The sequence below is a fragment of the Phaeobacter sp. CAU 1743 genome, from assembly GCF_039839315.1.
GTDB classification, from domain to species: Bacteria; Pseudomonadota; Alphaproteobacteria; order Rhodobacterales; family Rhodobacteraceae; genus Phycobacter; species Phycobacter gallaeciensis_A.
Window position 1 is genome coordinate 86,306 of record NZ_JBDOQR010000007.1, and the last position, 26,503, is coordinate 112,808.

Consider the following 26,503-nt stretch of genomic DNA (forward strand, 5'->3'; position numbering starts at 1 on the left):
TTAGCCCTCAGCCGGGCGCATGGTGGCGATCAGCTCGGCGACCTTGATGCCGAACTTGCGCATTTCGGAGCGGTTCAGAATGGTGCCGTTGTCCATCAGATACATCCAGTCGGTGACGTCCAGCACGTGGCCGCCGGCATCTTCGGGCAGACGGATGCGATAGGTCAGCCGCACGGTGGCGCCCATCTGCTGCCCCTTGCCCTCGCCGATGATATCGTCGGCGGTGGCGGTGAAATGCCCGTCCTCGCCCATGGTCAGATACCATTTGCGCGCCTGGGTGCTGCCATTGGCATAGGCGAAATCCTCGCTCAGCGTGCCGGTGGCGCCGTCCCATTCCCCGTTCATCCGCGCAACAAAGCGCGACACAACGCGCCCGCGCGGCCCGTAGATCATGCCTTCGGAGATCAGTGTGCCGGACAGGCGCTCCTGAATGTCAAAGGCGGGGCTGGTGTCTGCGTAATGCGCCAGCCGCTGGGCGCGAAAGCCAAATCCGGGCCGCCAGAGGGCGAGCACAAGCACGGCAACAAGAAGCAGGAGAACCAGTTTCATGACAAGGAGACCTCTCGTGGCAGGCGCATCACCAGGGCGATCGCCAGCAGTTTGATAAGACAGGGCAAAACGGCATAGGCCAGGGTCAGCGCCATCAGGGCGCTGGCATCATTGGGGCCGCCGGGTTCAAATCCGCTCAGTTGCAGCGCGGGCAGCAGGATCACCGCCGCAGCGGCAAGGGACAGCTTGGCGGCGAATGTCCAAAGGCCAAAGGCCTGCCCGCCGCGTAGCCCGGCCCGCGCCAGCGCCGCCGAGAACAACACCGGCAGGATCACCATGTCCGCGCCAAGGGCGGCCCCCGATCCGATGCAGATTGCGGCAAAAGCCCAAGCCGCGCCTGCGGGCAGGAGTGCTGCCCCGCTGAACGACAGGATGGCTAGGGCCATGGCCGGAACCAGGACTTGTCGGGCGCCATAGGCAGCGCTGGCCCGGGTCCAGATTGGCACCGACAGGCCCGCCGACAGAAAGAACAGGATCAGGAACGGCCCGGCGAGGTCCGGCAGCGCAAGTTTCTCATCGACAAAGAACAGAAACAGGGTCGAGGTCATCGCCACAGGCAGGCTGTTGACCAGGGCAAGCACCAGAAGGCGAAGGCCCCCGGCGCGGCGAAGGGCAGCCCAAGTGACCGGCGCCTCGGGGCTGCTGGGGATCTGCCACAGCGGGCGGGTCAATGCCCAAACACCGACGCAGATCAGGGCTAGCAGGATACCAAAGGCGGCATATCCGCCACCATTGGCCCCGGCCTGCTGCAACAGCGATGGCGCCAGCGCGGCGAGGATGATCCCGGCGAGCGTGCCGCCCTCGCGCCAGCCTGCCAGCCGGATCAGCGCCTCGGGCGACCCCGCCAAGCTGGTGCTGTGGCCGTAAAACAGGATGGTCCCCAGGCTGTAGGCGCTGAACAGCAGCACCAGTGCGGCGATGAGCCAGACCAGCCCGCCCGCGGCGGGTATCAGGGTGTAGAGCATCAGGAACCCCGCTGCCATGCCAAGACAGGCGAGGGCGGCAAAGGCGCCGCGCGCATGTTCGTACCGGTCGATCAGCCAGCCAAGCGCCGGATCCTGCACGAAATCCACCACCCGGATCACCGCCAGAATGGCGCCAAGGGTGGCAAGGCTCAGACCCAGCTCTGCCGAGGCATAGCGCGGCAGGTGGATATAGAGCGGCAACCCCGCTGCCGCCAGCATGAGCGCAAAAAGACTGATCCGGGCTGCGTGCATCAATCGCCCCGCAGCCGCGCCGACAGACGCGCAGAGCGGCTGTTGTCCGAAAGCCAGATGCCGAGGAAGCGTTTGCGCAGGTCCGGGTGGCGGATGGCGCAGGTCTGCTGCCCGTTGAGATGCAGAACCAGACTGTCTGGCTGGGTTGATACAGCCGTGAAGATATCACCGCGCGCCACATCGCGAAAACAGCTGGCAAGTTTTTGCATCATCGCGGCCTGGTCCGCGCGCGGCCCTTCGATCCGCTGGATCTCGACGCGAGTGGATTTGGTCAGATCGTCCTGCGAGATGCTGCGGAAATATTCGATCTGCAGGGCCAGCGGCTGGCGCCAGCCAAACCGGGACTCCCCCTCTGTGTGCAGGCTGGCGCGGTAGATCGGCAGACCCAGCCAGCGGACCATGACGGTGCCCAGCTCAACCGGCTGCGACAGGCCAAAGCCGCGCAGGTTTGCCGCTGCCGCGCCGGGCAGCAGCAGCGCCGCGATCAACAGCGCGGCGGCCAGAGGCGGGAACCGTTGCTCAGGCATGGGTCAGCTCAACCTGCACCACATCGGTCTGGCCCACGGCAAAGGAGCCGGCACAGATCTCCAGATAATAGCGCCAGTTGCGCAGGAAGGCCGCGTCATAGCCCAGCTCCATGATCCGGGGCGCCCGTTTCGCCAGCTGCTCGGCCCATGTCCGGCAAGTGCGGGCGTAATCCTGCCCAAAGGCGAAGGAGTTCGTCACCTGCAGACCCGCCTGCCGCGCCTGATGGGCAATCACCGCATCCGACAGCAGCATGCCACCGGGGAAAGTGTACTGGCGGATATAATCCGAGGAGTTGCGGTAGATGTCGAAATAGCTGTCCTGCACGGTGATCGCCTGAATGACCGCCTTGCCGCCTTGCGCAAGACGCGCCTTCACGGTCTGGAAATAGCTGGGCCAGTAGCGTTCACCCACCGCCTCGATCATCTCGATCGAGACGATATTGTCGTAAGTGCCGGTGGATTTGCGGTAATCGCACAGCTCGATTGACGCGCGCCCGTCCAGCCGCGCGTCGGCATAGCCGTGCTGGCTGGGCGAGATGGTCAGCCCGGTGACATCGCGCCCGGCATCGGCGGCGCGTTCGGCAAAACCGCCCCAGCCGCAGCCGATTTCCAGCACCCGCTCACCCCGTGTCAGGCGGTTCAGCACCCGGTCGTATTTGCGGTTCTGGGCGCGCTCCAGATCATTGTCGCCGGGGGCAAACAGAGCAGAGGAATAGGTCATGCCGCTATCGAGCCAAAGCTGGTAGAACTCGTTCCCGACGTCGTAATGCGCTTTGATGTTGCGGGCCGAGCCACGGATCGAATTGGCGCGCAGGATCTTGTCGACGGCGCGGAACTTCAGCCCGCTCCAGAAGCTCGGGTAGGCAAAATCGGTCAAATAGTCGAGGTTCAGGATCGCCACCTGGATCAGGGTTTCGATGCTGGAGGTCTCCCACATGCCTTCGATGTAGGTTTCGCCCAGCCCGATATCGCCGCGCGCGGCCATGGCGGTGACGGCGGCCCAGTCGAACAGCACCATGTCTGCCGCCGGGGCGCCGCTGCCGAAATCATGCACTTCGCCTTCCGGGGTGGTCAGGCGCAGGCTGCCCTTGCGGATCTGGGCGCAGCTGTCGAGAAAATCGCGTTTTACACGGTTGGTAATGAAAAGCATCAGCTGACCTCCTGCTTTGGGGGGAGGGGGCGGGATCTGTATGGCGCCCCTTTGAGTTTCAGTTTCAGGGCCTGCCAATGGATCAGGGCGATGGTGCGGAACGCGCCAAAGGGCCGCCGCAGGGCCGCCCGAAGGATCGAGCCGTTGCTGAGCTGTCGCCGCCGCCCGGTCAGGGTGGCAATCACGCCTTCAGCGCCATGTTCCAGCGCAATGCGGATGGCGATCCGGTCCGGGCGGATATCGTAGTGGAACCGGTAGTCCCCCGCGATCTGCTGGAAGGGCGAGACGTGAAAGATCTTGCTGGCGGTGATTTCGTCACCGGCCGTAATCGGCGCAAACCCGTCAAGATGGCACAGGTAGCTGTGACGGTCGCCAAAGGTGTTGGAGACCTCGGCAATCACCGCCCGCAGCGTGTCACCCTCCATCGCCAGCCAGAAGCTGACTGGGTTGAAAGTGTACCACAGGAATCCCGGTTGCGTCAGCAGCAGAATCTGAAGGCCGTCCAGCTCCAGACCGGCCCCGGCAAAGACCTCTTGCGTCCAAGGCAGGCCGCGCCCCGCGCCCGGCGCGCCGCCATGGTTGCGGTCATTGACCGAAGACAGGTTGAAGCCATTGCGCGAGAACAGCCCCGGCCGCGCCTCTGACAGCGGGTCGATCAGCACGTAATCGACACCATAGCGGAAGGCATTGCGGATGCCGCCGCGGCGCGCGTGGCTGGTGTGGCCCGCGATATGGTCGGGCCAGAGGGGAGCGGGGCTGTCGCTCATGCCAGCACCTGCGCCAGGCTGCGGGCGTCGATGCCGCGGGCGACGCGCACCGCGCTGGCAAATCCGTCCTCGTGGAACCCGTGGCGCAGATATGCGCCCGCGAACCAGGTGTTGTTGTCGCCCTGGATGTCGTGGATCTGTTTCTGGGCGCGGATAGCTGCCTGATCGAACACCGGATGGCGGAAGGTGTTGGTGTCATAGATCGTCTCGTCACGCACCGGCCTGACTGGGTTCAGCGAGATGAACAGCGGATCACTCTCTGGAATATTCTGTAGCCGGTTCATCCAGTAGGTCACGCCGATCGCCGGGCGGCTGTCCTGCGCCGCCGCCTTGTAGACCCAGGAGGACCAGCAGGCGCGCCGTTTCGGCATTTGGCCGGCGTCGCGGTGCAGGATCACCTCGTTATCCTGATAACGCATATTGCCGAGGATCATCTCTTCCTGCGCGGTGGGAGAGGACAGCAGCCGCAGCGCATCGTCGGAATGGCAGGCCATGATGACCTGATCGAACTCCTGCGTTTCGCCATAAGGCAAGCGGATGGTGACGCCTGCCTCGGTGCGATCCACCGCCTGCACCGGCGTGCCGGGGCGCAGGGTGCAGCCATTGGCCTTCAGATGCGCCTCCAGCCTGCGGACGTATTCGATGCTGCCACCCTTTACCGTCCACCACTGGTGCTGCCCCGTGGCGCTGAGCAAGGCGTGATTGCGGAAGAACTGCACCAGCGACCGGGCCGGAAAGCCGCGGATCTCCTCCATCGGGGTGGACCAGATCGCGCCGCAGATCGGCATCAGGTAATAGCGCTGGAACCAGTCGCCAAGGCGCAGCTCGTCCATCAGCTGACCGATGGTGACATCGTCACTGCGGGCGGTTTCGACCGCGCGGGCGTTAAAGCGCAGGATGTCGCGCACCATGCCGTGAAAGGCCGGGCGGGCCACGTTACGGCGCTGGCCGAACAGGGATGTGAGGCTTTTCAGCCCGTATTCTACGGCGCCGTCGTCAATGCTGGCGCCAAAGGTCATATCGCTTTTGATGATGGGCACATCCAGATCGCGGAACATCGCGGTCAGATGCGGATAATTGACAAAGTTGAACACGATAAAGCCGGTATCGACCGGCTGGGTCCCATGCATCCCCGCCTGGACGGTGCGCGCGTGTCCGCCAAGGCGCGGCGCGGCTTCGAACAGGGTCACGTCATGGCCGGGTGCCAAACGATAGGCGGCGGCGAGACCAGAAATGCCACCGCCAACAATAGCAATGCGCTGGCGACGTAGGGGTGGGACATCAAATGACATGTGTTCTCCGTTTCTTTTCAGGGAGTACGCCGCCATTCCCTGGCCGGATCAAAAGTTTTCGCCTTCTTGGGATGAAATCGAAGCGATGCGTTCGCGCAGAAAAAATTCTGGTGGCTTTTGATCCAGTCGCAGCAGCGCCACGTAACACTGGCATGTTGGAACTTGATGCAGATCCCGCTCTTGATGCGCCCGAGCTACCGGTTACGGTAGGTGAGGTGACCGCCGATGCGCGGGAAAGGAAACAAGTGGATACCAACAGCTTTTCTGAGCAGACCCTCTGGATGCTTGCGGTGCGGGACCAGCGGGACCGGGCCGCCTTTGGCTTGCTGTTCGACCACTTTGCGCCGCGGCTCAAAGGGGTGATCTGCCGCTCGGGCATTTCACAGGGTCAGGCCGAGGATATCGTGCAGGACGTGATGCTGACGGTCTGGCGCAAGGCACACCTGTTCGACCCGCAGCGTGCGCAGGTGTCGTCCTGGATTTACCAAATCGCGCGAAATCGTCAGATCGATGTGATCCGAAAGGAACGTCGCCCCGTACCCGAAGAGTTGAAGCAACCCGAAGAGGTGCAGGAAGACGCGGCGCAGATCGTTGCCCTGGAGCAAGAGACGTCGCGCCTGAGGGAGGCCTTGAAGCGGCTGAAGCCCGCACAACGCGAGATGGTGGAAAAGGCTTACCTCGGGGAGCTGAGCCATTCGGACATCCGCGCTGAAACGGGTCTGCCGCTTGGCACGATAAAATCCCGCATCCGGCTTGGACTGGAACGGTTGCGGCACGAATTGAAGGGAACTGAAACCTCATGAGCAGCATCACCCATCATATCCCTGATGAGCTGCTGATCGCCTATGCCTCGGGGAGCCTGGAACAGGCTTTCTCGCTGGTGCTGGCGGCGCATATCTCTATGTGCGACGAGTGCCGCGCCCGTCTGGGTGCGCATGAGGCGGTTGGCGGCGCCATGCTTGAAAATGCCTGCGGCACCGAAGCCGGAATGGCTGTGTCGGCGGATCTGAAGGCGCGGCTTCTGGATGCGCTGGATGACCCTGTTGAGCCCGCGCCCCCGGCCTATCACCGCTCTGGTGTGTTTCCCGGACCGGTGATGGAGGCGCTGGGCGGGCTGCCCCCGAAGTGGAAGCCGCTCGGCATGGGGGTGCGCCAGTCGATCTTGTCTCATGGCAAGGGCGGCAGCGTGCGATTGCTATATATCCCCTCGGGGCAGGCGGTGCCGGACCATGGCCACAACGGGCTGGAGCTGACGCTGGTGTTGCAGGGCGCGTTCCACGATGAAACGGGGCGTTTTGGCGTTGGCGATGTGGAGATTGCAGACAGCGATCTGGAGCATACCCCGGTGGCCGAAGAGGGCGCAGCCTGTATCTGCCTGGCTGCCACTGACGCGGCGCTGCGGTTCCGTTCCTTCATCCCGCGTCTGCTGCAACCGGTGTTCCGGATCTAGACGGGCAGATCAGATATCTCCGCTCGGTTGGGCGGATTGAGGCAAGGGCCGCGCATCGCGTGGCCCTTTTTGCGTGTACCAGTCAGGGCGACGCATATTGTTGTGAAGGTACACCTCTGGACTTTGATTTTGATATTTCATATATCACTATACCTATATGGAATCCCCATAGTGTAATTTCAGGTATGCTTCATGATTACCGGCCCCCAGATGCGCGCGGCGCGTGCCCTTCTTGGTATTGATCAGAAAACCCTCGCGGAACGCGCCGGGCTTTCGGTGCCGACGATCCAGCGCATGGAGGCCAGCGCGGGCAACGTCCGGGGCGTGGTCGACAGCCTGACCAAGGTGGTCACTGCGCTGGAACAGGCGGGTATCGAGCTGATCGCCGAAGGCGTGCCCAGCACGGCTGGCGGGCGCGGTGTGCGCCTGAAATCTCCACCCCAGACCCCTTAAGATCCAAATCCGCGACGGCGACCGCCGACGTTATGCCGACGATCCCGCCGCACACCAACCAAAGGTGCGGCCCAGATGAAAGACAAGACCAGCAGTGCGCATGAAGCGCCAAGCTTTGCAGAGCTGTTTACCCCGAAACTGATTACCGTGCTGCGCGAAGGCTACGGGCTGGCGCGGCTGCGCGGCGATGCCATTGCCGGGCTGACGGTCGCCATCGTGGCGCTGCCCCTGTCGATGGCCATCGCCATCGCCTCGGGGGCGACCCCGGCGCAGGGGCTTTACACGGCCATTGTCGGCGGTTTTCTGGTCTCGTTGCTCGGAGGGTCGCGGTTCCAGATCGGCGGCCCGGCCGGCGCCTTTATCGTTCTGGTCGCCGCAACGGTGGCGCAGCACGGGATCGAGGGGCTGGTGCTGGCGACCTTCCTGTCGGGGTTGATGTTGCTGGCGGTGGGGTTCCTGCGGCTGGGCACCTTTATCAAATTCATTCCCTTTCCGGTCACCGTGGGCTTCACCGCCGGGATCGCGGTGATCATCTTTGCCAGCCAGATCAAGGAATTGTTCGGGCTGACCTTGCCTCATGAACCGGGGGAGCTGCTGGAAAAACTCCCGGCGCTTTGGGAGGTGAGGGGCAGCATCACCCCAGCGGCGCTTGGCCTGTCGATTGTAACCGTTGCCGTGATCCTTGGCCTCAAACGCTGGCGGCCGCATTGGCCCGGCATGCTGATCGCAGTGGCGCTGGCGGCGACGGCCACGGCATTTCTGGCACTGCCGGTGCAGACCATCGGCACCAAATTCGGCGGCATTCCCGCCTCGTTGCCTACGCCGCGCCTGCCGGATCTGTCGCTAGCTCACATTCTGGCGGTGCTGCCCTCTGCGGTGTCCTTTACCCTGTTAGGGGCCATTGAATCGCTGCTGTCGGCAGTGGTGGCCGATGGCATGACCGGGCGCCGTCACCGCTCGAATTGCGAGTTGGTCGCGCAGGGGGCGGCCAATATAGGTTCCTCCCTGTTTGGTGGCTTTTGCGTCACCGGCACCATTGCCCGCACTGCGATCAACGTGCGCGCCGGGGCGCATGGTCCCATCGCGGGGATGCTGCACGCGGTCTTCCTGCTGCTGTTCATGCTGATCGCGGCGCCGCTTGCTTCCTACATTCCGCTGGCGGGGCTGGCCGGGGTGTTGGCCGTGGTGGCGTGGAACATGATCGAACGGCCTGCGATCGCCATCCTGCTGCGCTCGGGCTGGGGTGAGGCGACGGTTCTGGCCGCGACCTTCTTCCTGACCATTTTCCGCGATCTGACCGAGGCCATCGTTGTCGGTCTTGCCCTGGGGTCGGTGCTGTTCATCCAGCGGATGAGCCGGGCAACGGCGGTGTCGCGGCATACGCCATTGGTCGGGCGGGACGAGGCCGATAGCGCGGATGGGCGCGGCGAATACCACGAAGAGCAGGCGGCGAACCCGGATGTCGTGGTCTACCGCATCACCGGGGCACTGTTCTTTGGTGCCACCGCCTCGATCGGGTCGGTGCTGGACCGCATTCAGGATAGCCACAAGGCGCTGATCGTTGATTTCTCGGCGATGCCGTTTCTGGATTCAACCGGCGCCAATATGATCGAAGGGCTGGCGCATAAGGCGCAAAAGCAAGGCGTCGCCCTGTGGCTGACAGGGGCGGGGCTGGATATCCGGCGCGTCTTTGCCACCCATGGGCTGAGCCACCCGCTGATACATGACGCGGTCAGCGTGGAGGCGGCGCTGGCCACGATCACAGGCGCCGCCGACGAGGCCCGCAAGGCCGGGTGATCTGCGGTCTATACAACACGAAAAAGGGGCCGCTGCGTGCGGCCCCCGTGCAATCCCACCCGCCATGATCTGCCGCGTGGGTCAGTGATTGCTTGGTCTTATGCGCTCAGCTGGCGAGCGCCATCTCTTCTGGCTTCATCAGGCGGCCCATGTGGCGGCCGGTGTCCAGCATGCGGTTAGAAAAGCCCCATTCGTTGTCATACCAGCTGACCACCCGCACCAGCCCTTCGCTGGTGACAGCGGTCTGCGCGGCGGCAAAGCAGGACGAATGCGGGTCGTGGTTGAAATCGACCGAGACCATCGGATCCTCTTCATAGGCCAGAATGCCCGCCAGCCCGTTCTCCGAGGCTGCGCGCAGGGCGTCATTGACCTCTTCGACCGTGGCAGCGCGCTCGGGCACAAAGCTGAGATCGACAACCGAGACGTTCGGTGTCGGCACCCGGATGGCGGAGCCTTCCAGCCGTCCTTTCAGATGCGGCAGCACCTCTGCGATGGCGCGGGCGGCGCCGGTGGAGGTCGGGATCATCGACAGGGCCGCAGCGCGGGCACGATAGGGGTCCTTGTGCGGGCTGTCGTGGGTCGGCTGGTCGCCTGTATAGGCGTGAATGGTGGTCATGTAGCCAGTCTTGATGCCAAAGGCCTGATCCAGCACCTGCGCTACCGGCGCCAGGCAGTTGGTGGTGCAGGAGGCGTTGGAGACCACCAGATCCTCCGCGGTCAGATCCATGTGGTTGACGCCATAGACCACGGTGCGGTCGACCTCCTTGCCGGGGGCGGAGATCAGGACGCGCTTCGAACCATTGCCCAAATGCGCCGCCGCCGCATCGCGGCTGGTGAACAGGCCGGTGCATTCATAGGCGATGTCGACGCCTTCCCAAGGCAGATCCGCCGGGTTGCGCTCGGCGCTGAGCCGGATGGTGTGGCGACCCACCCGCAGGATCCCGTCCGCGAGAGAGACAGGTGCGCGCAGGCGACCATGCACAGAATCGTATTTCAGTAGATGCAGTAGGGTTTCGGCGGGTGCCAGATCGTTGATCGCCACCACGTCGATGTCGGTGTCGCCGCGTTCCAGCAGGGCGCGCAGAACGCCACGGCCGATGCGGCCAAATCCGTTGATTGCGATCTTGAGGGTCATGGCATCTGTCTCCGTGCAGTGGGCGTGTTTAGAATCGCCCCTTGGTTGCCGTATCGATAGCGGTGGCGCTAACATTTGTGTATTCGTTATCGATAACGATCAAGTAAATCAACCCTGCCTGAAAACATCGGTCAATCCCGGCCCGCTGCCTCTTGCGGCTGGGCGCGAAGTGCTGAACCATGCGCGCATGACAAAGAAGCTGCTGCTCAAGGACGTCGCCCGTCTGGCCGGGGTCAGTGAAATGACCGCCTCTCGCGCGTTGCGCGGGACCACGGATGTGTCCAAGGCAACCCGCGCGCGGGTCGAGGAAATCGCCCGTGCCCACGGCTATGTGCCCAATCGCATCGCCGGATCGTTGTCCTCGCAATCGGTCAATCTGGTTGCGGTGGTGGTGCCGTCGCTGAACAGTTTTGTCTTTCCCGAGGTGCTGTCGGGGATTTCCCACGTGCTGAAGGAAACGCAGCTGAAACCGGTGGTTGGCGTATCGGGCTATGAACTCGATGAAGAAGAGGCCGTGATTCGCGAAATGCTGAGCTGGCGTCCCTCGGGGTTGATCGTGGCGGGGCTGGAGCACACTGAGGCCACCCGGCGCATGCTCGAGCAGGCGGATTGCCCGGTGGTGGAGGTGATGGATGTGGATGGCACCCCGGTGCGCCACTGCGTCGGCATTTCCCATCTGCAGGCGGGACGCGACATGGCGGCGCAGATCCTGTCGCAGGGTTATCGGCAGATCGGCTTTATCGGCACCAAGATGCCGCAGGATTTCCGCGCCCGTAAACGTTTTGACGGCTTTGTCGAAGGATTGGCAGAGCAGGGTGTCACGCTGATGGACCGCGAACATTATGCTGGCGAAAGCTCGATCCAGACCGGGCGTCAGCTGACCGCGCAGATGCTGGAGCGCACGCCGGAACTGGAGTGCATCTATTATTCCAGCGACGTGATGAGCGTCGGCGGTCTGATGCATTGCCAGGCCGAGGGGCTGTCGGTGCCCGGCGACGTGGCGCTGGCGGGGTTCAATAACCTGCAGATCCTGCAAGGACTTCCGCAGGAACTGGCCACCACTGATGCCTGCCGCCGCGAGATCGGCGAACGCGCCGCGCGCATCGTGCTTGAGACGCGGGAGGCGGATCAGCCAACGCCGCCCGTTTGCGTGCAGCTGAGCCCGACCATCAGCCTGGGGCGGTCGCTCTAGCTCTGCCTATCCGTCTTACGGTTGGATGGGGTCCGCTGTCAGGATCGCCTCCATTCCGGCGGTGCAAAAGGCGATCAGCTGGTCGACCTGCGCTTCGGCGGCGCCGGGGCTCAGCGCCTCGATCCGCCAGCCGGTGTTGAGAAAGGCGAGCATCGCAGCCACGGAATAAACCTGACCGGTGGCGGCGGCCTGACGTTCAGCCTGCGGATAAAGCGCCAGAATCTCCTCGATAAACCGGTTGGCCGTGGGGTCGAAACACTGCGCCGCCAGCGGCCGCCAACGTGGATCAGCGGACACATGCGCCACCAGGCGGCCATAGTGCTGCCAATGGGGGCCGCCGGTGCGTGCCAGCGTCACGTAAGCCCGCATAAAGACATCCAACAGGCCGCGCAGCGACAGGGCACCTTCGGCCCTGAGGCGTTCCAGCCCTGCCAGACGCACGTCGGCCAGTTCATCGGCACGGCGGGTGACGGTCTGGTGAAACAGCTCTTCCTTGCCGCCACCGTGATGGTGCACCAGCCCGACCTGTACTCCGGCTAGCGCTGCGATATCGCGCAGCGAGGCGCCTTCGAATCCGCGCTCGGCAAAAAGCGCTTCGGCGGCGTCCAGGATCCGCGCCTTGGTTTGCAGTGACCGCGCCGAAGGGGCGCGTTTGCGTTGTTTTTCCACGAAAAGCTCCCGTTGGTGAAAATATCTTGCCTTATTTTGAACGTTTGTTCAATCTAATCCCGGAGGACAGGGAGGAATTATGACGGAAACGCGCGGGCAGTATGCCCTCATCGGCGCCGGGCCGATGGGGCTGGCCATGGCCAAGGTATTGGTCGAACAGGGCATTCCCTTTCAGGGGTTTGAATTGCATTCGGATGTGGGCGGTTTGTGGGACATCGAGGGACCGAACTCCACGATGTACGAAAGCGCCCATTTGATCTCATCCAAGCGGATGACGGAATTTGCGGATTTCCCGATGAAGGACGAGGTGGCCGAATACCCCTCGCATCGGGAGCTGAAAAACTATTTTCACGATTTTGCAGAGCATTTCGGCCTGCGGGAGCGGTATCACTTCAACGCCGAGGTCCTGAAGACCGAACCATTGGGCGGTCCGGGCGAGGGCTGGCGCGTCACCTGGCGCGATCCGGAGGGCGAGCATAGCGCCGAATTTGCCGGTGTGCTGATCGCCAATGGCACCCTGTCAGAGCCGAACATGCCGACATTCCCCGGTGAGTTCACCGGGGAGCTGATCCATTCCAGCCAATACCGCAAGGCCGAGCAGTTCGGCGGCAAGCGCGTGCTGGTGGTGGGCGCGGGCAATTCGGGCTGCGACATCGCGGTGGATGCGATCCACCATGGCAACAGCTGCGATCTGTCGATGCGGCGCGGCTACTACTTCGTACCGAAATATGTCTTTGGCAAACCGGCAGACACCATGGGCGGGCTGATCCAGCTGCCGATGTGGCTGAAGCGGCGCATCGATAGCCTGATCCTGAAATGGTTCGTGGGCGATCCGCAGAAGTACGGGTTTCCGAAACCCGATTACCAGCTTTACGAAAGCCATCCTGTGGTGAATTCGCTGGTGCTCTATCACGCGGGCCACGGCGATCTAAAGATCCGCCCCGATATTGACCGGATAGACGGCAAGACGGTGCATTTCACCGATGGCAGCAGCAGCGACTATGACATGATCCTCGCTGCGACGGGCTACAAGCTGCACTATCCCTTTATCGATAAGGAGTTGCTGAACTGGCAGGGCGATGCGCCGCACCTGTATCTCAACGCGATGCACCCTGGTCGCGACGATCTGTTCGTCCTCGGCATGGTCGAGGCCAGCGGTCTTGGCTGGCAGGGGCGGCACGAGCAGGCCGAGATGGTCGCGCGCTATATCAAGGGGCTTGAGACCGGCAATGCCGGGGCCAAGGCCCTGAAGGCGGAAAAGGCCGCGGGATTTGAACGCGCAACCGGCGGTATGGCCTATCTGAAACTGGCGCGGATGGCCTACTACGTGGACAAGGCGACCTATCGCAAGGCGGTCACGGGCTGGATCAAGCGGCTCTCCGGGGCGGGCGCATGAGCGGGATTGATGAGATCACGCTGAATTTCAGCCCCGCCTCTCTGACGCTTCTGAATGGGATCCTCGCGGTGGTGATGTTCTCCATCGCGATCGATCTGAAGCCTTCTGATTTTCACCAGCTGCGACGGGCGCCCAAGCCGCTGATCGTCGGGCTGCTGTCGCAGTTCATCGTGCTGCCGGTGCTGACCTTTGCGCTGGTCTGGCTGACCGCGCCGCGTCCCTCGATTGCGCTCGGGCTCATTCTGGTGGCGGCCTGCCCGGGCGGTAATATCTCCAACTTCATCACCCATCGCGCGGGCGGCAATTCCGCCCTGTCTGTGTCGATGACGGGGTTTGCCACCGTGGGGGCGATCCTGCTGACACCGGTCAATATCGGACTCTGGGGTGGGCTTTACCCTCCAACGCGGGCGATCCTGCAGCAGACCGAGATCGACCCGGTGCAGATCGCCATCACCGTCGGTCTGATGCTGATCCTGCCCCTTGTGTTGGGGGTGCAGCTCAATATGCGGGCGCCCGATCTGACGGCACGCATCCGGCGGCCCCTGCAATGGCTGTCGATGGGGATCTTCGTTGCCTTTATCGTGCTGGCGCTGGCGGCCAACTGGGGCTTCTTCCTGCAATTCGCAGGCGCGGTCGCCGGGCTGGTGATCCTGCACAATACGGTGGCGCTTGGCGGGGGCTGGATCACCGCGACGCTGGCGCGGCTGTCGCCTTATGACCGGCGCGCGGTGACGATAGAGACCGGCATCCAGAACTCGGGCCTGGGTCTGGTGCTGATCTTTGCCTTCTTCGGGGGCTTGGGCGGCATGGCCGTCGCGGCAGCCTTCTGGGGGATCTGGCATGCCATATCGGGGTTGGCACTGGCCGCTCTGATGTCCCGGACGGAGGCAGCGCGATGACCGAGGATGCAAAGACCAAAACCGCTCTGATCACCGGCGCTGCTGGCATGGTGGGCCGTGCCCTGCTGTGGGAGCTGCCCGCCTGCCGGGTGATCGCCTCGGATCTGGCGCCGCCTGCGGATCTGCCCAAGGGCGGAGAGTTCTGCCGCATGGATGTCACAACCGATGATCCCGCCCGGGTCATCGGCGAATATAAGCCCGACGTGATTGTGCATCTGGCCTCCATCGTGACCCCGCCCAAGGGCAGCAGCCGCGATTTCGCTTATGCCGTCGATGTCGCGGGCACGCGCAAGGTGCTGGAGGGCGCCGTGGCGCATGGGGTGGAACGCATCGTCGTGACCTCCTCTGGCGCGGCCTATGGCTATCACGCGGACAACCCGCAGCCGCTGCGCGAAAGCGACAGCCTGCGCGGCAATCCGGAGTTCGCCTATTCCGACCACAAGCGTCAGGTCGAGGAAATGCTGGCCGAATGCCGCCACTCGGCGCCGCAGCTGCAGCAGGTGATCCTGCGCGTCGGCACGGTGCTGGGGGCGGGCACGGAAAACCAGATCACCGCCCTGTTCCGCCGTCCGCGCCTGCTGGCGGTGGCAGGCAGCGAAAGCCCCTTTGTCTTTATCTGGACCCGCGATCTGGCCCGCATTCTGGCCCGCGCGGCAACCGATGGGCCAGAGGGAGTCTTCAACGTCGCCGGGGATGGGGCCATGGGCGTCACCGATCTGGCGCAGGCGCTGGGTAAACCGGTTCTGCGCCTGCCTGCTTGGGCGCTGAAGGCGGCGCTGGCGCTCGCGAAACCCCTTGGCCTCAGCCAATACGGCCCCGAACAGGTGCGGTTCCTGCAATATCGGCCGGTGCTGGACAACAGCGCCCTGAAACGGGACTTCGGCTATACGCCCGAGCTGACCAGCGCCGAGGTTTTCGATCTGTGGAGGCAGCAGGCAGGCCTATGACGAAAAAGAAAACAGCAGTCATTTCCGGCGGCGCCGGTGGGCTTGGCCGGGCCTTGTCCACGGCGCTGCAGGCGCGGGGCTGGCGGGTGGTCCTGCTGGATCTGGACATTTCGGGGCTGGACAGCAGCGAGACCCAGATCCCGATCCGCTGCGATCTGACCGATGCGACCCAGTTGCGCAGCAAGGCCGAGCAAATCGAGCAGCAGTATCCGGTGATTGATTTGGTCATCTACAACGCCGGTATCACCCAGATCGGGGGCTTTGATACCATCGACGAGGCCAGTCACCGGCGGGTGTTCGACATCAACTATTTTGCCGCCGTCGCCATGGCCGGGCATTTTCTGGCGGCGGTCCGGCGGGCATCGGGGACGCATATCGCGGTGTCTTCTGTGGCGGGGTTTGCGCCGCTTTATCATCGTACCTCTTATGCGGCGTCAAAACACGCGCTGGAGGGGTTCTTCAAATCCCTGCGCTCGGAAGAGCGGCCCTATGGTGTCGATGTGCTGATCGCGGCGCCGTCTTTCGTGGCCACCAATATCGGCAACGACCAGCGCCAGATCGACGGCATCGCGCGGCCGGGATCGGCCACTGACGGGATGGATTACATGACGCCCGAGGCCGCTGCCGAGGAGATCCTGCGCGGGCTTGGCCGACGGCAGCCGATGATCCCGGTGGGACGGGTGGCGCGGCTGGCCTGGTGGGTGAACAGCCTGGCGCCGCGCCTTTACCAGCGGCTGATGGAGCGGCAGATCGGCGGCCACGAGGGCTAGGCGCCGTCGCCCTCTGTGTCCGCGTCCGGCAGGATCGGCAGCGAGAAGCCTGTTTTCACCCGGTTCATCACGACGGAGGTACGGAACCGGGTGATATTTTCTTCGTCAAAGAAATGCCGCCGGGTGAAGGCTTCGAAATCGGGCATGTCGCGGGCGGTCAGGATGACGATGAAATCGGCATTGCCGGTCACATAATAGCACTGCATGACCTCGGGCGCCTCGACCATGCGGCGGCGGAAGCGATCGATATCCTCGGCGCGCTCGCTGTGCAGGGTGACCTCGACGATCAGCATCAGCCCACGGCCCAGTTTTTCAGGATTGAGCATCGCGATATCGGCATCGACATAGCCCTGCGCGCGCAGCCGGGTCAGCCGCTTGCGGCAGGCATCGGGGGAAAGCCCGGCGATATGCGACAGGGCCTCGGCTGTCAGCCGGTTGTTGTCCTGGATCGCGGCAAGGATGAGCTGGTCGAATCTGTCCATATCACGCCTCCTTAGGGCTGCAAGTTTGTCCGTTTTTCCGTGACTTGCACAGCCGGAGTGCTGCCATTGTCCGGTATTCTGCATCAAATGTGAAAAGTCATCAGAAAATCGGCCTGCAGGGCGGCGAAATTTCCGAGAAACCGATGGCGGTGCAGATTAGGTTGGGCAAAAATCGAACAACAAAAAGAAGAGGAGGTCGATCCATGGATGGGGCGTTGAGCAAGACACTCGATAATATGTGGCGGGGCGGCGCGTTGCCGGTCGCGGGACCCGAGCCTCAGCTTTATCCCAGCGTTGCCGCCGATGCGGTGGCCAAGCTGCTGACACTATGTCCGCGTCATGCGATCACACCGCTGATCGAGGCGGATGAGCTGGCGAAAAAGGCCGGGGTGGCCAGGATCTGGATCAAGGACGAGCGCGCCCGCATGGGGCTGGGCAGTTTCAAGGCGCTGGGCGCGGCCTACTGCATTGCCAGCGCAGCGGCCGATGCATTGAAGGACAAGATCGGCGCCTCTCAGGTCTGGGAAACGGCCCTGCACGGACAAACTTATGCCACGGCAAGCGCCGGCAATCACGGGCTGTCCGTTGCGGCTGGGGCGCGGCTTTTCGGGGCCGAGGCGGTGATCTACCTGTCGCGGGCGGTGCCCGAGGCCTTTGCCCAGCGGCTGCGCGACAAGGGCGCCCGGGTGGTACGCGCCGGTGACAATTACGAGGCCAGCATGGCCGCTGCTGCGGCGGATGCCGAAGAAAACGGTTGGACGCTGCTCTCCGACAGCTCATGGCCCGGCTACAGCGCCCCGGCTATCGCGGTGATGGAGGGCTATCTGCAATTGGCCGCCGAGGCTGTCGCCCAGATCGACGGGGTGCCGACGCATATCTTCCTGCAGGCGGGTGTCGGCGGGCTGGCGGCTGCGGTGGCCGCCTATGCGCGGCAGGTCTGGGGGAATGCACCACAGATCATCGTGGTCGAACCGGACGCGGCGCCCGCGCTGATCGAGAGTATTCGCAGCGGCGAATTGCAGGACACGCAGGGGCCGGTGTCCTCCATGGGGCGGCTCGATTGCAAGACCCCGTCGATGGTGGCGCTGAACGGGCTGGCGCGCGATGCCGATGTCTTTGCCACCATATCCGAGCAAGAAGCTGCCGCAGGGGTCCGGACCCTTGCCGAATATGGCTATGCAACGACGCCATCGGGCGGCGCCGGTCTGGCAGCGCTTCTGGCGGGGCGGGTAAGGGATCTGGGCCCGGATGCGCGGGTGCTGGCCATCCTCAGCGAAGGGCCGGAAGATGGCTGATCCCGCCCGCGGCTTTGACCGGGGTGAGTTCCTGCGGCGGCGTGATGCCCTGCAGACGGGCATGGCGGCAGCGGGCATGGGGGCGCTTCTGCTGACTACGGCGGCGGATATCTTCTATGTCACTGGGTTCCTGACGCGGTTCTGGGAAAGCCCGGCGCGCCCCTGGTTTGTGGTGGTCCCGGCCAAAGGTGACCCGGTTGCGGTGATCCCCGCCATTGGCGTGGATCTGATGCGGCAAAGCTGGATTTCCGACATCCGCTGTTGGGATGCGCCGGATCCGAAGGATGATGGCGTTAGCCTGCTGGCGGCGACCCTTGGCGATCTGGTGCCGGAAACCGGGGCCATCGGCACGCCGATGGGGCTGGAGACGCAATTGCGCATGGCGCTTGGCGATTACATGGCGCTGACCGCACGCCTGGCGCCGCGCCGCATGGTGGATGCCACGGATGTGGTGCAGCGGGTGCGCGAGATAAAGTCAGATCCCGAGGTGGCCAAGATCCGCGCCGCCTGCGCGGTGGCGGATCGTACATTTGCCCGGGTGCCGGAGTTCGCAGCCTCCGGCAAGCCGCTTGATGCTGTGTTTCGCGATTTCCAGCGGGTGCTGCTGGAAGAGGGCGCCGATTGGGTCAGCTACACGGCGGGCGGCGCCGGGCCGGGCGGCTACGGTGATGTGATCTCTCCGGCGACTCCGCAGCCGTTGGCGGTAGGCGATGTGCTGATGCTGGACACCGGCGCGGTGCGCGATGGCTATTTCTGCGATTTCGACCGCAATTACGCCATCGGTCTGGTCGCGCCTGAGACCGCGCAGGCGCATGCGTCGCTTTATGCGGCCACGGATCTGGCGCTGGAGAAGCTGCGCCCCGGCATGACTGCCGCGGATGCGCACCGGATTCTCTGCGAGGGGCTGCGTGCCCATGGCGCCACGCCCGGCGGCGGGCGGCTTGGCCATGGACTGGGGGTGACGCTGACTGAATGGCCCTCGTTTACGCCCAAGGATCAGACGGTGCTGCGCGCCGGGATGGTGCTGACGCTGGAACCGGGCGCCGAGATCGCCCCGGGCCGCATTCTGGTGCACGAGGAAAACATCGTCCTGCGCGACAGCGGCCCCGAGCTTTTGTCCACCCGTGCCCCGGCAGAGCTGCCGGTTCTGGAGTAGATCATGCAGACTTTCCCCTATGAGCTGACTGGCCCGATCGGCAGCCGCGCAACCTTTGGCCATATCGTACTGCAGGTGGATGAAACGCTGGAGCAGGACATGCGCCGTCTGTTGCCGGGAGGCGAGGTCGCCCATCATGTCAGCCGTATTCCCAGCGGCGATGAGCTGACCCCGGACACCATCGCCACCATGAAAGAGACGCTATCAGCGGCTGCCGCGCTGTTGCCCCCGGCGGCGGAATTCGACGTGATCGGCTATGGCTGCACTTCGGGCACCACCCTGATCGGTGCGGACCGGGTCGCGGATCTGGTACGGCAGGGCGCTGCCTCGACCCATGTCACCGATCCTCTGACTGCAGCTCTGGCAGCGCTTGCGGCGTTGGACGTCCGGTCGCTAGCCTTGGTGTCGCCTTATGTGGAAAGCGTTAGCGCCCCGGTCCGACAGGCTTTTGTGGCGCGGGGGTATGATGTCAGCGGCACCGTGTCGTTCGGGGAAGAAGTGGAGGCGCGGGTGGCGCGGATCGACCCGGCCTCGATCCACGCGGCGGCCCTTTCCGTGGCCGGGGACGCCGATGCGGTGTTCCTGTCCTGCACCAACCTGCGCACGCTTGATATCATAGACGATCTTGAGGCGCGTCTAGGCAGGCCGGTGCTGAGCAGCAATCAGGTGCTTGCCTGGCATATGGCGCAGTTGGCGGGGGCGCCGAAACAGTGCAAGGGCCCGGGGCGCCTGCTCGGGATCTGAGCAGGGACCAGGGGGCGAGGGGGGATTGCGTTGGGGGCGTGTTGGCGAAACCAAGAGCTGCCCAAACGGATTCGATTCGTCTGACGGCAGCATCGGTCAATTAGTGTGTGATCCTGCCCGAACGTCTTGGCGGCGAGCTGGTGGCACAAGGCCCTTAGGTTGTGCCGAGGTCGTTAGATATGCCTCAGATGAGGCGCGGAATGGATCTGGTGAAGATGTCATCTGACCGTGAAATGAGCGGTGCGTATATCGTGGCAGAAGCCTTTCTGGAACAGGCGGGCGCGACTGGTGTTGGCTTAAGTAATTTTTATATATCAGGTGCTTAGTTTGCTATTGTGACTGATCTGACGCGTTGTGCTGCTGCGTAAATCACGGGTCCTTCAACCGTGGCGTGCACCCCTTTTCGACTCCATGCTAAATTATGTTTTAGGGTTTAATATTTTAATCTTGAAACAAAACAGAGAAGCCGCCTAGAGTTTTGAGGTCAGCCACCAGGCGGTGGGCCTGCCGGATGCGGCAGCCTTGCTCCGGGCGGCGGATGAAACGTCAGGATGTGAAATCCACCACTGCACGGCAAACGGCAGAAGGTGTCCCCGTCAGAGGGAAAAGGCGATCAAGGACTGGCGCCACCCGCGCGAAGCGGAAATAGTGGGGTCACAGGAATAACCGCGGTCAACGCGGATCCGGTCGATAACTGCAATAGGGAGACTATAGGAAATGAAAGCAATCAAAACACTGGCGCTGGCAACAGCGGTGTCCGCTCTGGCCGTCGCGGCGCAGGCCGAGACCAAGATCGGCATGATCACCACCCTGTCCGGCGGCGGCGCCAGCCTTGGCGTCGATACCCGCGACGGGTTCATGCTTGCGATGGAAAACGCCGGGCGCGATGACGTCGAAGTGGTGATCGAGGACGATCAGCGCAAACCAGCAACCGCGGTGCAGATCGCCGATCAGATGATCCAGTCCGAAAAGGTGGATATCCTGACCGGTATCGTCTGGTCGAACCTGGCCATGGCCGTGGTGCCCTCGGCGACCGGGCAGGGGCTGTTCTACCTGTCGACCAATGCCGCGCCGGCACAGCTGGCGGGCAAGGGCTGCAACCCGAACTATTTCTCGGTCTCCTATCAGAACGACAACCTGCACGAAGCGGCCGGTGCCTATGCCACCAGCGCCGATTTCAAGAAGACCTTCATCATGGCGCCGAACTATCCGGCCGGGAAAGATTCCCTCAACGGGTTCAAGCGCTTCTACAAGGGTGAACTGGCGGGTGAGATCTACACCAAGCTGGGTCAGACCGATTATGCCGCCGAACTGGCGCAGGTCCGTGCCAGCGGCGCCGACTCGGTCTTCTTCTTCCTGCCCGGCGGCATGGGGATCTCCTTCCTCAAGCAATACGCCGCCAGCGGTATCGATCTGCCCGTGGTGGGTCCGGCCTTCTCCTTTGATCAGGGTATCCTGCAGGCCGTTGGCGATGCGGCGCTGGGGGTAAAGAACACCTCGCAGTGGAACAAGGATCTGGACAATGCGGCCAACGCCGAATTCGTTTCTGGCTTCCAGGAAAAATACGGCCGACTGCCGTCGCTTTATGCGGCGCAGGGCTATGACACCGCCAACCTGATCCTGAGCGCGCTGGACAAGGCAGAAGTGTCGGACAAGGACGCCTTCCGCGCTGCCCTGAGAGAAGCCGATTTCGCATCGGTGCGCGGCAAGTTCAGCTTTGGCCCGAACCAGCACCCGATTCAGGACATCTACGTGCGTGAGGTCATCAAGGAAGGTGACATCTTCACCAATAAGATCATCGGCACCAGTCTGACAGATCATTCCGACGCCTACGCGGCCGAGTGCAAGATGTAATCCGATCCTCCCTGCGGGGGCGCCAATGCGACGCCCCCGTCAGAACGGAAATCTCCCATGTCCATTGTTCTCATTCTTGAGCAGATCCTGAACGGATTGCAGTTCGGGGTCATGCTGTTTCTCATGGCTGCGGGCCTGACGCTGGTCTTTGGCGTCATGGGCCTGATCAACCTCGCCCATGGTGCGCTTTATATGGTCGGGGCCTTTGCGGCGGCGGCGGTGGCCGGGCTGACCGGTTCCTTCCTGCTGGCGCTGATGGCCAGCCTGGCGGCTGCGGCTGCGGCCGGGGCCGTGGTCGAGATCGCGGTGATCCGGCGGCTTTATGATCGCGATCACCTTGATCAGGTCCTGGCGACCTTTGCGCTGATCCTGATTTTCTCCGAAGGCACCCGCTGGATCTTCGGCTCCTTTCCGCTGTTTCTGGATGTGCCTGCCGCATTGGCCGGGCCGCTCAGCCTGCCGGGCGGCATCGAATACCCGGCCTACCGCCTTGCCATTATCGGCATCGGGCTGGTGGTGGCGGCGCTGCTGTTCTGGCTGATCGCCCGCACCCGTATCGGGATCCAGATCCGCGCCGGTGAAGCCGACCGCGAGATGATCGCAGCGCTGGGGGTGGATATTTCCCGGCTGTATACGCTGGTCTTTGCCCTTGGCGCCGCGCTGGCGGGGCTTGCCGGTGCCTTGGTCGGAGCCATTCAGTCGGTTCAGGTCGGCATGGGAGAGCCGGTTCTGATCCTCGCCTTTGTGGTGATCGTCATCGGTGGCATCGGATCGATCAAGGGCGCGCTGGTCGGCGCGCTGCTGGTGGGGCTAACGGATACGCTGGGCAAGGTCTTCCTGCCGCAATTTTTCGGTCTGTTCCTGGAACCGGCCAGTGCTGCCTCGGTCGGGGCCTCGCTGGCATCGATGCTGATCTACATCCTGATGGCGGCGGTTCTGCTGGTGCGCCCCTCGGGACTTTATGGGGGGAGCGCATGAGCATGACCCGTGAAATCCTGTTCAACTGGGCGCTGGCGCTGGCGCTGCTGGCGGTGCCGCTCTGGGCCAATGCCATGGACGAGCCCTTTATCATTACCCTCGCTACCAAGGTCGCGATCCTGGCGCTGGCCGGTGTCGGCCTCAATATCGCGCTGGGGATCGGCGGGCTGGTGAGCCTTGGCCATGCCGCCTTTTTCGGGATCGGCGGCTATGCCATGGGCATTCTGGCCGCCCATGCCCAGAACTATGAGCCACTGATGCAGGTGCCGTTTCTGATCGAGGGCACCAATCAGATGCCGGTGATCTGGCTGGTGGCAACCGTGGCCAGCGCGCTGGTGGCGCTGGTGATCGGGGCGCTGTCGCTGCGCACCTCGGGCGTCTATTTCATCATGATCACGCTGGCCTTTGGTCAGATGCTTTACTATTTCGCGATCTCCTGGTCAGCCTATGGCGGTGAGGACGGGTTGTCGATCTGGGTGCGCAACGAATTTCCCGGCCTCAACACGCTGGACCCGATCCAGTTCTTCATGATCGCCTATGTCATCCTCTGCCTGGTGCTGGTCTTCTCTGCCCGGTTGGGGCGCTCGCCCTTTGGCCTGGCGCTGGCGGCTGCCCGCCAGACCGAGGAACGGGTGATGACCGTGGGGCTGACGCCCTTTCATCTGCGGCTGGTGGCCTTTGTCATTTCGGGCGCGATCACCGGTCTTGCCGGCGCGCTTTATGCTGATCTCAACCGTTTTGTCAGCCCGACCATGCTGAGCTGGCACACCAGCGGTGAAATCATGGTCTTTGTCATCATCGGCGGGGTGGGGCGGCTGTTCGGCCCGGTTGTGGGCGCTGCCGTCTATATCCTGCTGGAGCATCTCCTGGGCGGGATCAGTGAATACTGGCAGATCTTCCTCGGGCTGCTGCTGCTCATCATGGTGCTGTTTGCCCGCGGCGGCCTGATCGGCGCCTTGACAGGACGTGAGGTGGCCCATGACTGATCCGCATACAAACCCGGTGCTGCAGGTCGAAGGCATCAGCAAAAGCTTCGGCGCGCTCAAGGCCAGCGACAATGTCAGCATCGACCTGCGCCCCGGTGAAATCCACGCCCTGATCGGCCCCAATGGCGCGGGCAAATCCACCCTGATCAAGCAGGTCTCGGGCAGTTTGCGCCCCGACACCGGCCGGATCGAGGTTCTGGGCCGCGATGTCACCGATCTTGATACCGTGGCGCGGGCGCGGCTGGGGCTGGGGCGGACGTTCCAGATCTCCTCGCTCGCGATGGAGTTCACCGTGCTGCAGAACGTGGTGCTGGGCGCCCTTGGCGCGCAGGGCCGGGTGTTTTCCTTCTTCCGCAATGTGATGAAGGACAAGACCTTGTTGGAGCCTGCCCGCCGCGCCTTGGAACGCGTCGGTCTGCAGGATGAGGTGCAGCGGCGCACCGCCGATCTGTCGCATGGCCAGCGCCGTCAGCTGGAGGTCGCGGTGGCCCTGACGCTCAATCCCAAACTGTTCCTGATGGATGAACCCATGGCCGGTCTTGGTGCCAGCGGCTCCAAGACCCTCACCGGGTTTCTGGACGAGCTGCGCCACGAGGCGCCGATCCTGCTGGTGGAACACGATATGGACGCGGTCTTTGCCCTTGCTGACCGGATCAGCGTGCTGGTCTATGGCGCGGTGATCGCCACCGGCACCGCCGATGAAATCCGCGCAAATCCCGAGGTGCGACGTGCTTACCTCGGAGAGGAGGACGCCGCATGAGCCTGTTGTCCCTGAACAAAGTCGAGGCCTCCTACGGCCCCTCGCAGGCGCTGTTCGGCGTCTCGCTGGATCTGGCCGAAGGCGAGGTCGTCGCCCTGATGGGCCGCAACGGCATGGGCAAGACCACCACCATCAAATCGATCTGCGGCATGGTGCATCCCTCTGCGGGCGAGGTTCGCTTTGACGGGCACGACCTGCGGCAGCTGCCCTCGCACAAGATCGCACGGCTGGGGATTGGTCTGGTGCCCGAGGGGCGCCGCTGCTTCGGCCCGCTGACGGTGGAGGAAAACCTGACCGCCGCCGCCCGCCCGGGCCCCTGGGATTTTGAGCGCGTCGCCGGGCTGTTTCCACGGCTCGAGGAGCGGCGCGACCAGACCGCAAGTTCCCTGTCGGGCGGCGAGCAGCAGATGCTGGCCATCGGTCGCGCCCTGATGACCAACCCGCGCCTTTTGATCCTGGATGAGGCGACCGAGGGGCTGGCCCCCGTGGTGCGACAGGAAATCTGGGCGGCGATTGCGCAGCTGAAGCGTGAGGCGGGCTTGTCGATCCTGGTGGTGGACAAGACGCTGAAGGAACTCGCCCAGATCGCCGACCACGCGGTGATCCTGAACCGGGGTCAAAGCGTCTGGACCGGAAGGATGGAAGACCTGACCCCGGATCTGACGGATCAGTATCTGGGGGTCTGAGAGGGTTGGAAAGGAGACTGCCCGACGGTGCGTCGGGTGGTGTTTGCGGATAGTATCCTTCCTCTATTCCTGAGCTTTTCCAAAGCTGAATTGGATTGAATTGCGCAGTTTTCTTAACTGAAAGGGGGATAGTCTTCGTTTGGATTGTTCTGCCCAGGATTGATTTATTTGACAAGCAGGATTGCCGTTAATGGACGGTTAATTTCGGGAGGTTATTTCAGGCAATTCATTGAATTAAAAGGAGTATGAAATGTCTGGAACACCAGGAGATGACACGCTGATTGGCGGTATCGGTGATGACATTCTTTCCGGCGGGCTCGGAGATGACTCAATCATAGGGATTGGCGGAAACGATGTGCTGAACGGTGATGCTGGCAACGATACGATTGATGGTGGTAATGGTGACGACAGTATTGAAGGCGGCGGTGGCTTTGACACCATTCACGTGAGCGCGGGCTACGACACGCTGAATGGCGGTGATCAGAGTGATACCTTCATTGTCGATGGCCGTCATCTTGATGGTGTTATCAACGGCGGTTCGGGGCAGGATACAATACTTTTCGAAAGTGGAGTTGCGACAATCCGCTCTACCTTTGTATTCGACAATATCGAGATCATCGAGCTGTCGGATGATACCACTGGCATCCTGAGAATACGTAACGCGAACGCGGCCACATTCGACTTTAGCGGCACGACGCTGGTGGGTACCAACACGATCGAGATCTATGGCTCGGCCAACACTCCGATCGAGGTGACCGGAACAAATTGGGGTGATCATCTTATCGGCGATTCTACTGCAATGAACACGCTGAATGGGGGCGGTGGGAACGATACCGTACAAGGTAGCAACGGCGACGATAATCTGAACGGCGGCACGGGCAATGACAGTGTGCTTGGCGATCGCGGAAATGATATTCTGGACGGCGGTGACGGCAGTGACACTCTGGATGGTGGATTGCACGATGATATCTTGACCGGAGGGAGCGGGCTTGATGTGCTTACGGGCGGCTCTGGCAATGACTTTGTCGATGGTGGAATCGGCAGCGATACGATCTATGTCAGCAGTGGCTATGACACGCTCAAGGGCGGCGATGGCGCTGATACGTTTATCGTAGATGGTCTCGAAGTTACGGATAACATCGACGGGGGTTTGGGGTCGGATACATTGTTCTTTGCAAGTGGTGTTGCAACCATTCGCTCCAACTCAACAGCCCCGATTGGCATTGAGATCATCGAGCTGTCGGATGATACCACTGGCATCCTGAGAATACGTAACGCGAACGCGGCCACATTCGACTTTAGCGGCACGACGCTGGTGGGTACCAACACGATCGAGATCTATGGCTCGGCCA

Annotated in this window: 28 protein-coding genes; 19 read left to right on the plus strand and 9 right to left on the minus strand. The window is 63.0% G+C overall.

Going from position 1 to position 26,503, the window contains the following annotated elements; genetic code table 11:
- The 6 genes from AAFO90_RS04720 to AAFO90_RS04745 are packed head-to-tail and all read right to left on the minus strand — an operon-like array spanning nt 1 to nt 5,502.
- Nucleotides 1-549 carry a DUF3833 domain-containing protein gene (locus tag AAFO90_RS04720; protein WP_347508675.1) on the minus strand — a complete coding sequence of 183 codons (549 nt, stop codon included), beginning with the start codon at nt 547-549 and terminating at the stop codon, nt 1-3.
- Nucleotides 546-1,766: an MFS transporter gene (locus AAFO90_RS04725; protein WP_347508676.1), complete on the minus strand. Its 1,221-nt coding sequence runs from the start codon at nt 1,764-1,766 to the stop codon at nt 546-548. The genes AAFO90_RS04720 and AAFO90_RS04725 overlap by 4 nt, the downstream gene beginning before the upstream one ends.
- Nucleotides 1,766-2,293 (minus strand): chalcone isomerase family protein, encoded by a 528-nt coding sequence (locus tag AAFO90_RS04730; protein ID WP_347508677.1) that lies wholly within the window; start codon nt 2,291-2,293, stop codon nt 1,766-1,768. Before AAFO90_RS04730 ends, AAFO90_RS04725 begins: the two co-directional genes overlap by 1 nt.
- A complete protein-coding gene (locus AAFO90_RS04735) occupies nt 2,286-3,443 on the minus strand; it encodes a cyclopropane-fatty-acyl-phospholipid synthase family protein (RefSeq protein WP_347508678.1) in 1,158 nt (385 codons plus the stop codon). Before AAFO90_RS04735 ends, AAFO90_RS04730 begins: the two co-directional genes overlap by 8 nt.
- Nucleotides 3,443-4,210: a DUF1365 domain-containing protein gene (locus AAFO90_RS04740; protein WP_347508679.1), complete on the minus strand. Its 768-nt coding sequence runs from the start codon at nt 4,208-4,210 to the stop codon at nt 3,443-3,445. The genes AAFO90_RS04735 and AAFO90_RS04740 overlap by 1 nt, the downstream gene beginning before the upstream one ends.
- Nucleotides 4,207-5,502: an FAD-dependent oxidoreductase gene (locus tag AAFO90_RS04745; RefSeq protein WP_065273716.1), complete on the minus strand. Its 1,296-nt coding sequence runs from the start codon at nt 5,500-5,502 to the stop codon at nt 4,207-4,209. The genes AAFO90_RS04740 and AAFO90_RS04745 overlap by 4 nt, the downstream gene beginning before the upstream one ends.
- Nucleotides 5,503-5,654: 152 nt before the next feature.
- On the opposite strand from AAFO90_RS04745, the gene AAFO90_RS04750 reads away from it, so the two are divergent.
- From AAFO90_RS04750 to AAFO90_RS04765, 4 genes are all read left to right on the plus strand, one after another.
- Complete coding sequence (locus AAFO90_RS04750; protein WP_065272605.1) at nt 5,655-6,305, plus strand: sigma-70 family RNA polymerase sigma factor; 651 nt, start codon at nt 5,655-5,657, stop codon at nt 6,303-6,305.
- Nucleotides 6,302-6,952 carry a ChrR family anti-sigma-E factor gene (locus tag AAFO90_RS04755; RefSeq protein ID WP_274831366.1) on the plus strand — a complete coding sequence of 217 codons (651 nt, stop codon included), beginning with the start codon at nt 6,302-6,304 and terminating at the stop codon, nt 6,950-6,952. The genes AAFO90_RS04750 and AAFO90_RS04755 overlap by 4 nt, the downstream gene beginning before the upstream one ends.
- Nucleotides 6,953-7,144: 192 nt before the next feature.
- Complete coding sequence (locus AAFO90_RS04760) at nt 7,145-7,405, plus strand: helix-turn-helix domain-containing protein (protein WP_274831365.1); 261 nt, start codon at nt 7,145-7,147, stop codon at nt 7,403-7,405.
- 75 nt (nt 7,406-7,480) lie between these two features.
- Entirely contained in the window at nt 7,481-9,202 is a 1,722-nt protein-coding gene (locus AAFO90_RS04765) for a SulP family inorganic anion transporter (protein ID WP_347508680.1), read from the plus strand.
- 106 nt (nt 9,203-9,308) lie between these two features.
- Here AAFO90_RS04765 and gap read toward each other — a convergent pair whose 3' ends face one another.
- Nucleotides 9,309-10,337 carry a type I glyceraldehyde-3-phosphate dehydrogenase gene (gap, locus tag AAFO90_RS04770; protein WP_347508681.1) on the minus strand — a complete coding sequence of 343 codons (1,029 nt, stop codon included), beginning with the start codon at nt 10,335-10,337 and terminating at the stop codon, nt 9,309-9,311.
- Between the two features lie 187 nt (nt 10,338-10,524).
- On the opposite strand from gap, the gene AAFO90_RS04775 reads away from it, so the two are divergent.
- Nucleotides 10,525-11,529: a LacI family DNA-binding transcriptional regulator gene (locus AAFO90_RS04775; RefSeq protein ID WP_065272610.1), complete on the plus strand. Its 1,005-nt coding sequence runs from the start codon at nt 10,525-10,527 to the stop codon at nt 11,527-11,529.
- 15 nt (nt 11,530-11,544) lie between these two features.
- On the opposite strand, the gene AAFO90_RS04780 is transcribed toward AAFO90_RS04775, so the two are convergent.
- Nucleotides 11,545-12,198, minus strand: coding sequence for a TetR/AcrR family transcriptional regulator (locus AAFO90_RS04780; protein ID WP_274837599.1), 654 nt, complete (start codon nt 12,196-12,198; stop codon nt 11,545-11,547).
- Between the two features lie 79 nt (nt 12,199-12,277).
- On the opposite strand from AAFO90_RS04780, the gene AAFO90_RS04785 reads away from it, so the two are divergent.
- The 4 genes from AAFO90_RS04785 to AAFO90_RS04800 are packed head-to-tail and all read left to right on the plus strand — an operon-like array spanning nt 12,278 to nt 16,210.
- Nucleotides 12,278-13,594: an NAD(P)-binding domain-containing protein gene (locus AAFO90_RS04785; protein ID WP_347508682.1), complete on the plus strand. Its 1,317-nt coding sequence runs from the start codon at nt 12,278-12,280 to the stop codon at nt 13,592-13,594.
- A complete protein-coding gene (locus AAFO90_RS04790; RefSeq protein ID WP_065272613.1) occupies nt 13,591-14,493 on the plus strand; it encodes a bile acid:sodium symporter family protein in 903 nt (300 codons plus the stop codon). The genes AAFO90_RS04785 and AAFO90_RS04790 overlap by 4 nt, the downstream gene beginning before the upstream one ends.
- A complete protein-coding gene (locus AAFO90_RS04795) occupies nt 14,490-15,440 on the plus strand; it encodes an SDR family oxidoreductase (RefSeq protein WP_347508683.1) in 951 nt (316 codons plus the stop codon). Before AAFO90_RS04790 ends, AAFO90_RS04795 begins: the two co-directional genes overlap by 4 nt.
- A complete protein-coding gene (locus AAFO90_RS04800) occupies nt 15,437-16,210 on the plus strand; it encodes an SDR family NAD(P)-dependent oxidoreductase (RefSeq protein ID WP_347508684.1) in 774 nt (257 codons plus the stop codon). The genes AAFO90_RS04795 and AAFO90_RS04800 overlap by 4 nt, the downstream gene beginning before the upstream one ends.
- Here the strand turns inward: AAFO90_RS04800 and AAFO90_RS04805 are convergent.
- Nucleotides 16,207-16,692: an Lrp/AsnC family transcriptional regulator gene (locus AAFO90_RS04805; protein ID WP_274827682.1), complete on the minus strand. Its 486-nt coding sequence runs from the start codon at nt 16,690-16,692 to the stop codon at nt 16,207-16,209. The two genes, AAFO90_RS04800 and AAFO90_RS04805, sit on opposite strands and share 4 nt — an antisense overlap.
- Nucleotides 16,693-16,895: 203 nt before the next feature.
- On the opposite strand from AAFO90_RS04805, the gene AAFO90_RS04810 reads away from it, so the two are divergent.
- From AAFO90_RS04810 to AAFO90_RS04855, 10 genes are all read left to right on the plus strand, one after another.
- Nucleotides 16,896-17,987, plus strand: a complete 1,092-nt coding sequence (locus tag AAFO90_RS04810; protein WP_347508685.1) for a pyridoxal-phosphate dependent enzyme — start codon at nt 16,896-16,898, stop codon at nt 17,985-17,987.
- On the plus strand, nt 17,980-19,143 hold the full coding sequence (locus AAFO90_RS04815) for a Xaa-Pro peptidase family protein (protein ID WP_347508686.1): 1,164 nt from the start codon (nt 17,980-17,982) through the stop codon (nt 19,141-19,143). Before AAFO90_RS04810 ends, AAFO90_RS04815 begins: the two co-directional genes overlap by 8 nt.
- A 3-nt stretch (nt 19,144-19,146) precedes the next feature.
- The gene (locus AAFO90_RS04820; RefSeq protein ID WP_347508687.1) at nt 19,147-19,887 is read left to right on the plus strand and encodes an aspartate/glutamate racemase family protein; all 741 of its coding nucleotides are present in this window, start codon (nt 19,147-19,149) and stop codon (nt 19,885-19,887) included.
- 200 nt (nt 19,888-20,087) lie between these two features.
- Nucleotides 20,088-20,213 carry a hypothetical protein gene (locus AAFO90_RS04825; protein ID WP_347508688.1) on the plus strand — a complete coding sequence of 42 codons (126 nt, stop codon included), beginning with the start codon at nt 20,088-20,090 and terminating at the stop codon, nt 20,211-20,213.
- A gap of 391 nt (nt 20,214-20,604) precedes the next feature.
- Complete coding sequence (locus AAFO90_RS04830; RefSeq protein WP_347508689.1) at nt 20,605-21,741, plus strand: ABC transporter substrate-binding protein; 1,137 nt, start codon at nt 20,605-20,607, stop codon at nt 21,739-21,741.
- Nucleotides 21,742-21,798: 57 nt separating this feature from the next.
- The gene (locus tag AAFO90_RS04835; RefSeq protein ID WP_347508690.1) at nt 21,799-22,719 is read left to right on the plus strand and encodes a branched-chain amino acid ABC transporter permease; all 921 of its coding nucleotides are present in this window, start codon (nt 21,799-21,801) and stop codon (nt 22,717-22,719) included.
- A 2-nt stretch (nt 22,720-22,721) separates the two neighbouring features.
- A complete protein-coding gene (locus tag AAFO90_RS04840) occupies nt 22,722-23,705 on the plus strand; it encodes a branched-chain amino acid ABC transporter permease (protein WP_347508697.1) in 984 nt (327 codons plus the stop codon).
- On the plus strand, nt 23,698-24,465 hold the full coding sequence (locus AAFO90_RS04845; protein WP_347508691.1) for an ABC transporter ATP-binding protein: 768 nt from the start codon (nt 23,698-23,700) through the stop codon (nt 24,463-24,465). Before AAFO90_RS04840 ends, AAFO90_RS04845 begins: the two co-directional genes overlap by 8 nt.
- Nucleotides 24,462-25,151 carry an ABC transporter ATP-binding protein gene (locus AAFO90_RS04850; protein ID WP_347508692.1) on the plus strand — a complete coding sequence of 230 codons (690 nt, stop codon included), beginning with the start codon at nt 24,462-24,464 and terminating at the stop codon, nt 25,149-25,151. Before AAFO90_RS04845 ends, AAFO90_RS04850 begins: the two co-directional genes overlap by 4 nt.
- Nucleotides 25,152-25,401: 250 nt before the next feature.
- Nucleotides 25,402-26,503, plus strand: a 1,102-nt coding sequence (locus AAFO90_RS04855) for a calcium-binding protein (protein ID WP_347508693.1), incomplete at its 3' end; no start/stop codon positions are given.

What these genes read in the sequence shown, in the direction of transcription:
- AAFO90_RS04840 (WP_347508697.1), top strand. Translation starts at nt 22,722, where the DNA reads ATGACCCGTGAAATCCTGTTCAACTGGGCGCTGGCGCTGGCGCTGCTG.
- AAFO90_RS04750 (WP_065272605.1), top strand. Translation starts at nt 5,655, where the DNA reads ATGTTGGAACTTGATGCAGATCCCGCTCTTGATGCGCCCGAGCTACCG.
- AAFO90_RS04810 (WP_347508685.1), top strand. Translation starts at nt 16,896, where the DNA reads ATGGATGGGGCGTTGAGCAAGACACTCGATAATATGTGGCGGGGCGGC.
- AAFO90_RS04755 (WP_274831366.1), top strand. Translation starts at nt 6,302, where the DNA reads ATGAGCAGCATCACCCATCATATCCCTGATGAGCTGCTGATCGCCTAT.
- AAFO90_RS04845 (WP_347508691.1), top strand. Translation starts at nt 23,698, where the DNA reads ATGACTGATCCGCATACAAACCCGGTGCTGCAGGTCGAAGGCATCAGC.
- AAFO90_RS04735 (WP_347508678.1), bottom strand. Translation starts at nt 3,443, where the DNA reads ATGCTTTTCATTACCAACCGTGTAAAACGCGATTTTCTCGACAGCTGC.
- AAFO90_RS04730 (WP_347508677.1), bottom strand. Translation starts at nt 2,293, where the DNA reads ATGCCTGAGCAACGGTTCCCGCCTCTGGCCGCCGCGCTGTTGATCGCG.
- AAFO90_RS04805 (WP_274827682.1), bottom strand. Translation starts at nt 16,692, where the DNA reads ATGGACAGATTCGACCAGCTCATCCTTGCCGCGATCCAGGACAACAAC.
- AAFO90_RS04820 (WP_347508687.1), top strand. Translation starts at nt 19,147, where the DNA reads ATGCAGACTTTCCCCTATGAGCTGACTGGCCCGATCGGCAGCCGCGCA.
- AAFO90_RS04760 (WP_274831365.1), top strand. Translation starts at nt 7,145, where the DNA reads ATGATTACCGGCCCCCAGATGCGCGCGGCGCGTGCCCTTCTTGGTATT.
- AAFO90_RS04740 (WP_347508679.1), bottom strand. Translation starts at nt 4,210, where the DNA reads ATGAGCGACAGCCCCGCTCCCCTCTGGCCCGACCATATCGCGGGCCAC.
- AAFO90_RS04835 (WP_347508690.1), top strand. Translation starts at nt 21,799, where the DNA reads ATGTCCATTGTTCTCATTCTTGAGCAGATCCTGAACGGATTGCAGTTC.
- AAFO90_RS04765 (WP_347508680.1), top strand. Translation starts at nt 7,481, where the DNA reads ATGAAAGACAAGACCAGCAGTGCGCATGAAGCGCCAAGCTTTGCAGAG.
- AAFO90_RS04795 (WP_347508683.1), top strand. Translation starts at nt 14,490, where the DNA reads ATGACCGAGGATGCAAAGACCAAAACCGCTCTGATCACCGGCGCTGCT.
- AAFO90_RS04725 (WP_347508676.1), bottom strand. Translation starts at nt 1,766, where the DNA reads ATGCACGCAGCCCGGATCAGTCTTTTTGCGCTCATGCTGGCGGCAGCG.
- AAFO90_RS04800 (WP_347508684.1), top strand. Translation starts at nt 15,437, where the DNA reads ATGACGAAAAAGAAAACAGCAGTCATTTCCGGCGGCGCCGGTGGGCTT.
- gap (WP_347508681.1), bottom strand. Translation starts at nt 10,337, where the DNA reads ATGACCCTCAAGATCGCAATCAACGGATTTGGCCGCATCGGCCGTGGC.
- AAFO90_RS04775 (WP_065272610.1), top strand. Translation starts at nt 10,525, where the DNA reads ATGACAAAGAAGCTGCTGCTCAAGGACGTCGCCCGTCTGGCCGGGGTC.
- AAFO90_RS04815 (WP_347508686.1), top strand. Translation starts at nt 17,980, where the DNA reads ATGGCTGATCCCGCCCGCGGCTTTGACCGGGGTGAGTTCCTGCGGCGG.
- AAFO90_RS04850 (WP_347508692.1), top strand. Translation starts at nt 24,462, where the DNA reads ATGAGCCTGTTGTCCCTGAACAAAGTCGAGGCCTCCTACGGCCCCTCG.
- AAFO90_RS04825 (WP_347508688.1), top strand. Translation starts at nt 20,088, where the DNA reads ATGGATCTGGTGAAGATGTCATCTGACCGTGAAATGAGCGGTGCGTAT.
- AAFO90_RS04830 (WP_347508689.1), top strand. Translation starts at nt 20,605, where the DNA reads ATGAAAGCAATCAAAACACTGGCGCTGGCAACAGCGGTGTCCGCTCTG.
- AAFO90_RS04720 (WP_347508675.1), bottom strand. Translation starts at nt 549, where the DNA reads ATGAAACTGGTTCTCCTGCTTCTTGTTGCCGTGCTTGTGCTCGCCCTC.
- AAFO90_RS04745 (WP_065273716.1), bottom strand. Translation starts at nt 5,502, where the DNA reads ATGTCATTTGATGTCCCACCCCTACGTCGCCAGCGCATTGCTATTGTT.
- AAFO90_RS04790 (WP_065272613.1), top strand. Translation starts at nt 13,591, where the DNA reads ATGAGCGGGATTGATGAGATCACGCTGAATTTCAGCCCCGCCTCTCTG.
- AAFO90_RS04785 (WP_347508682.1), top strand. Translation starts at nt 12,278, where the DNA reads ATGACGGAAACGCGCGGGCAGTATGCCCTCATCGGCGCCGGGCCGATG.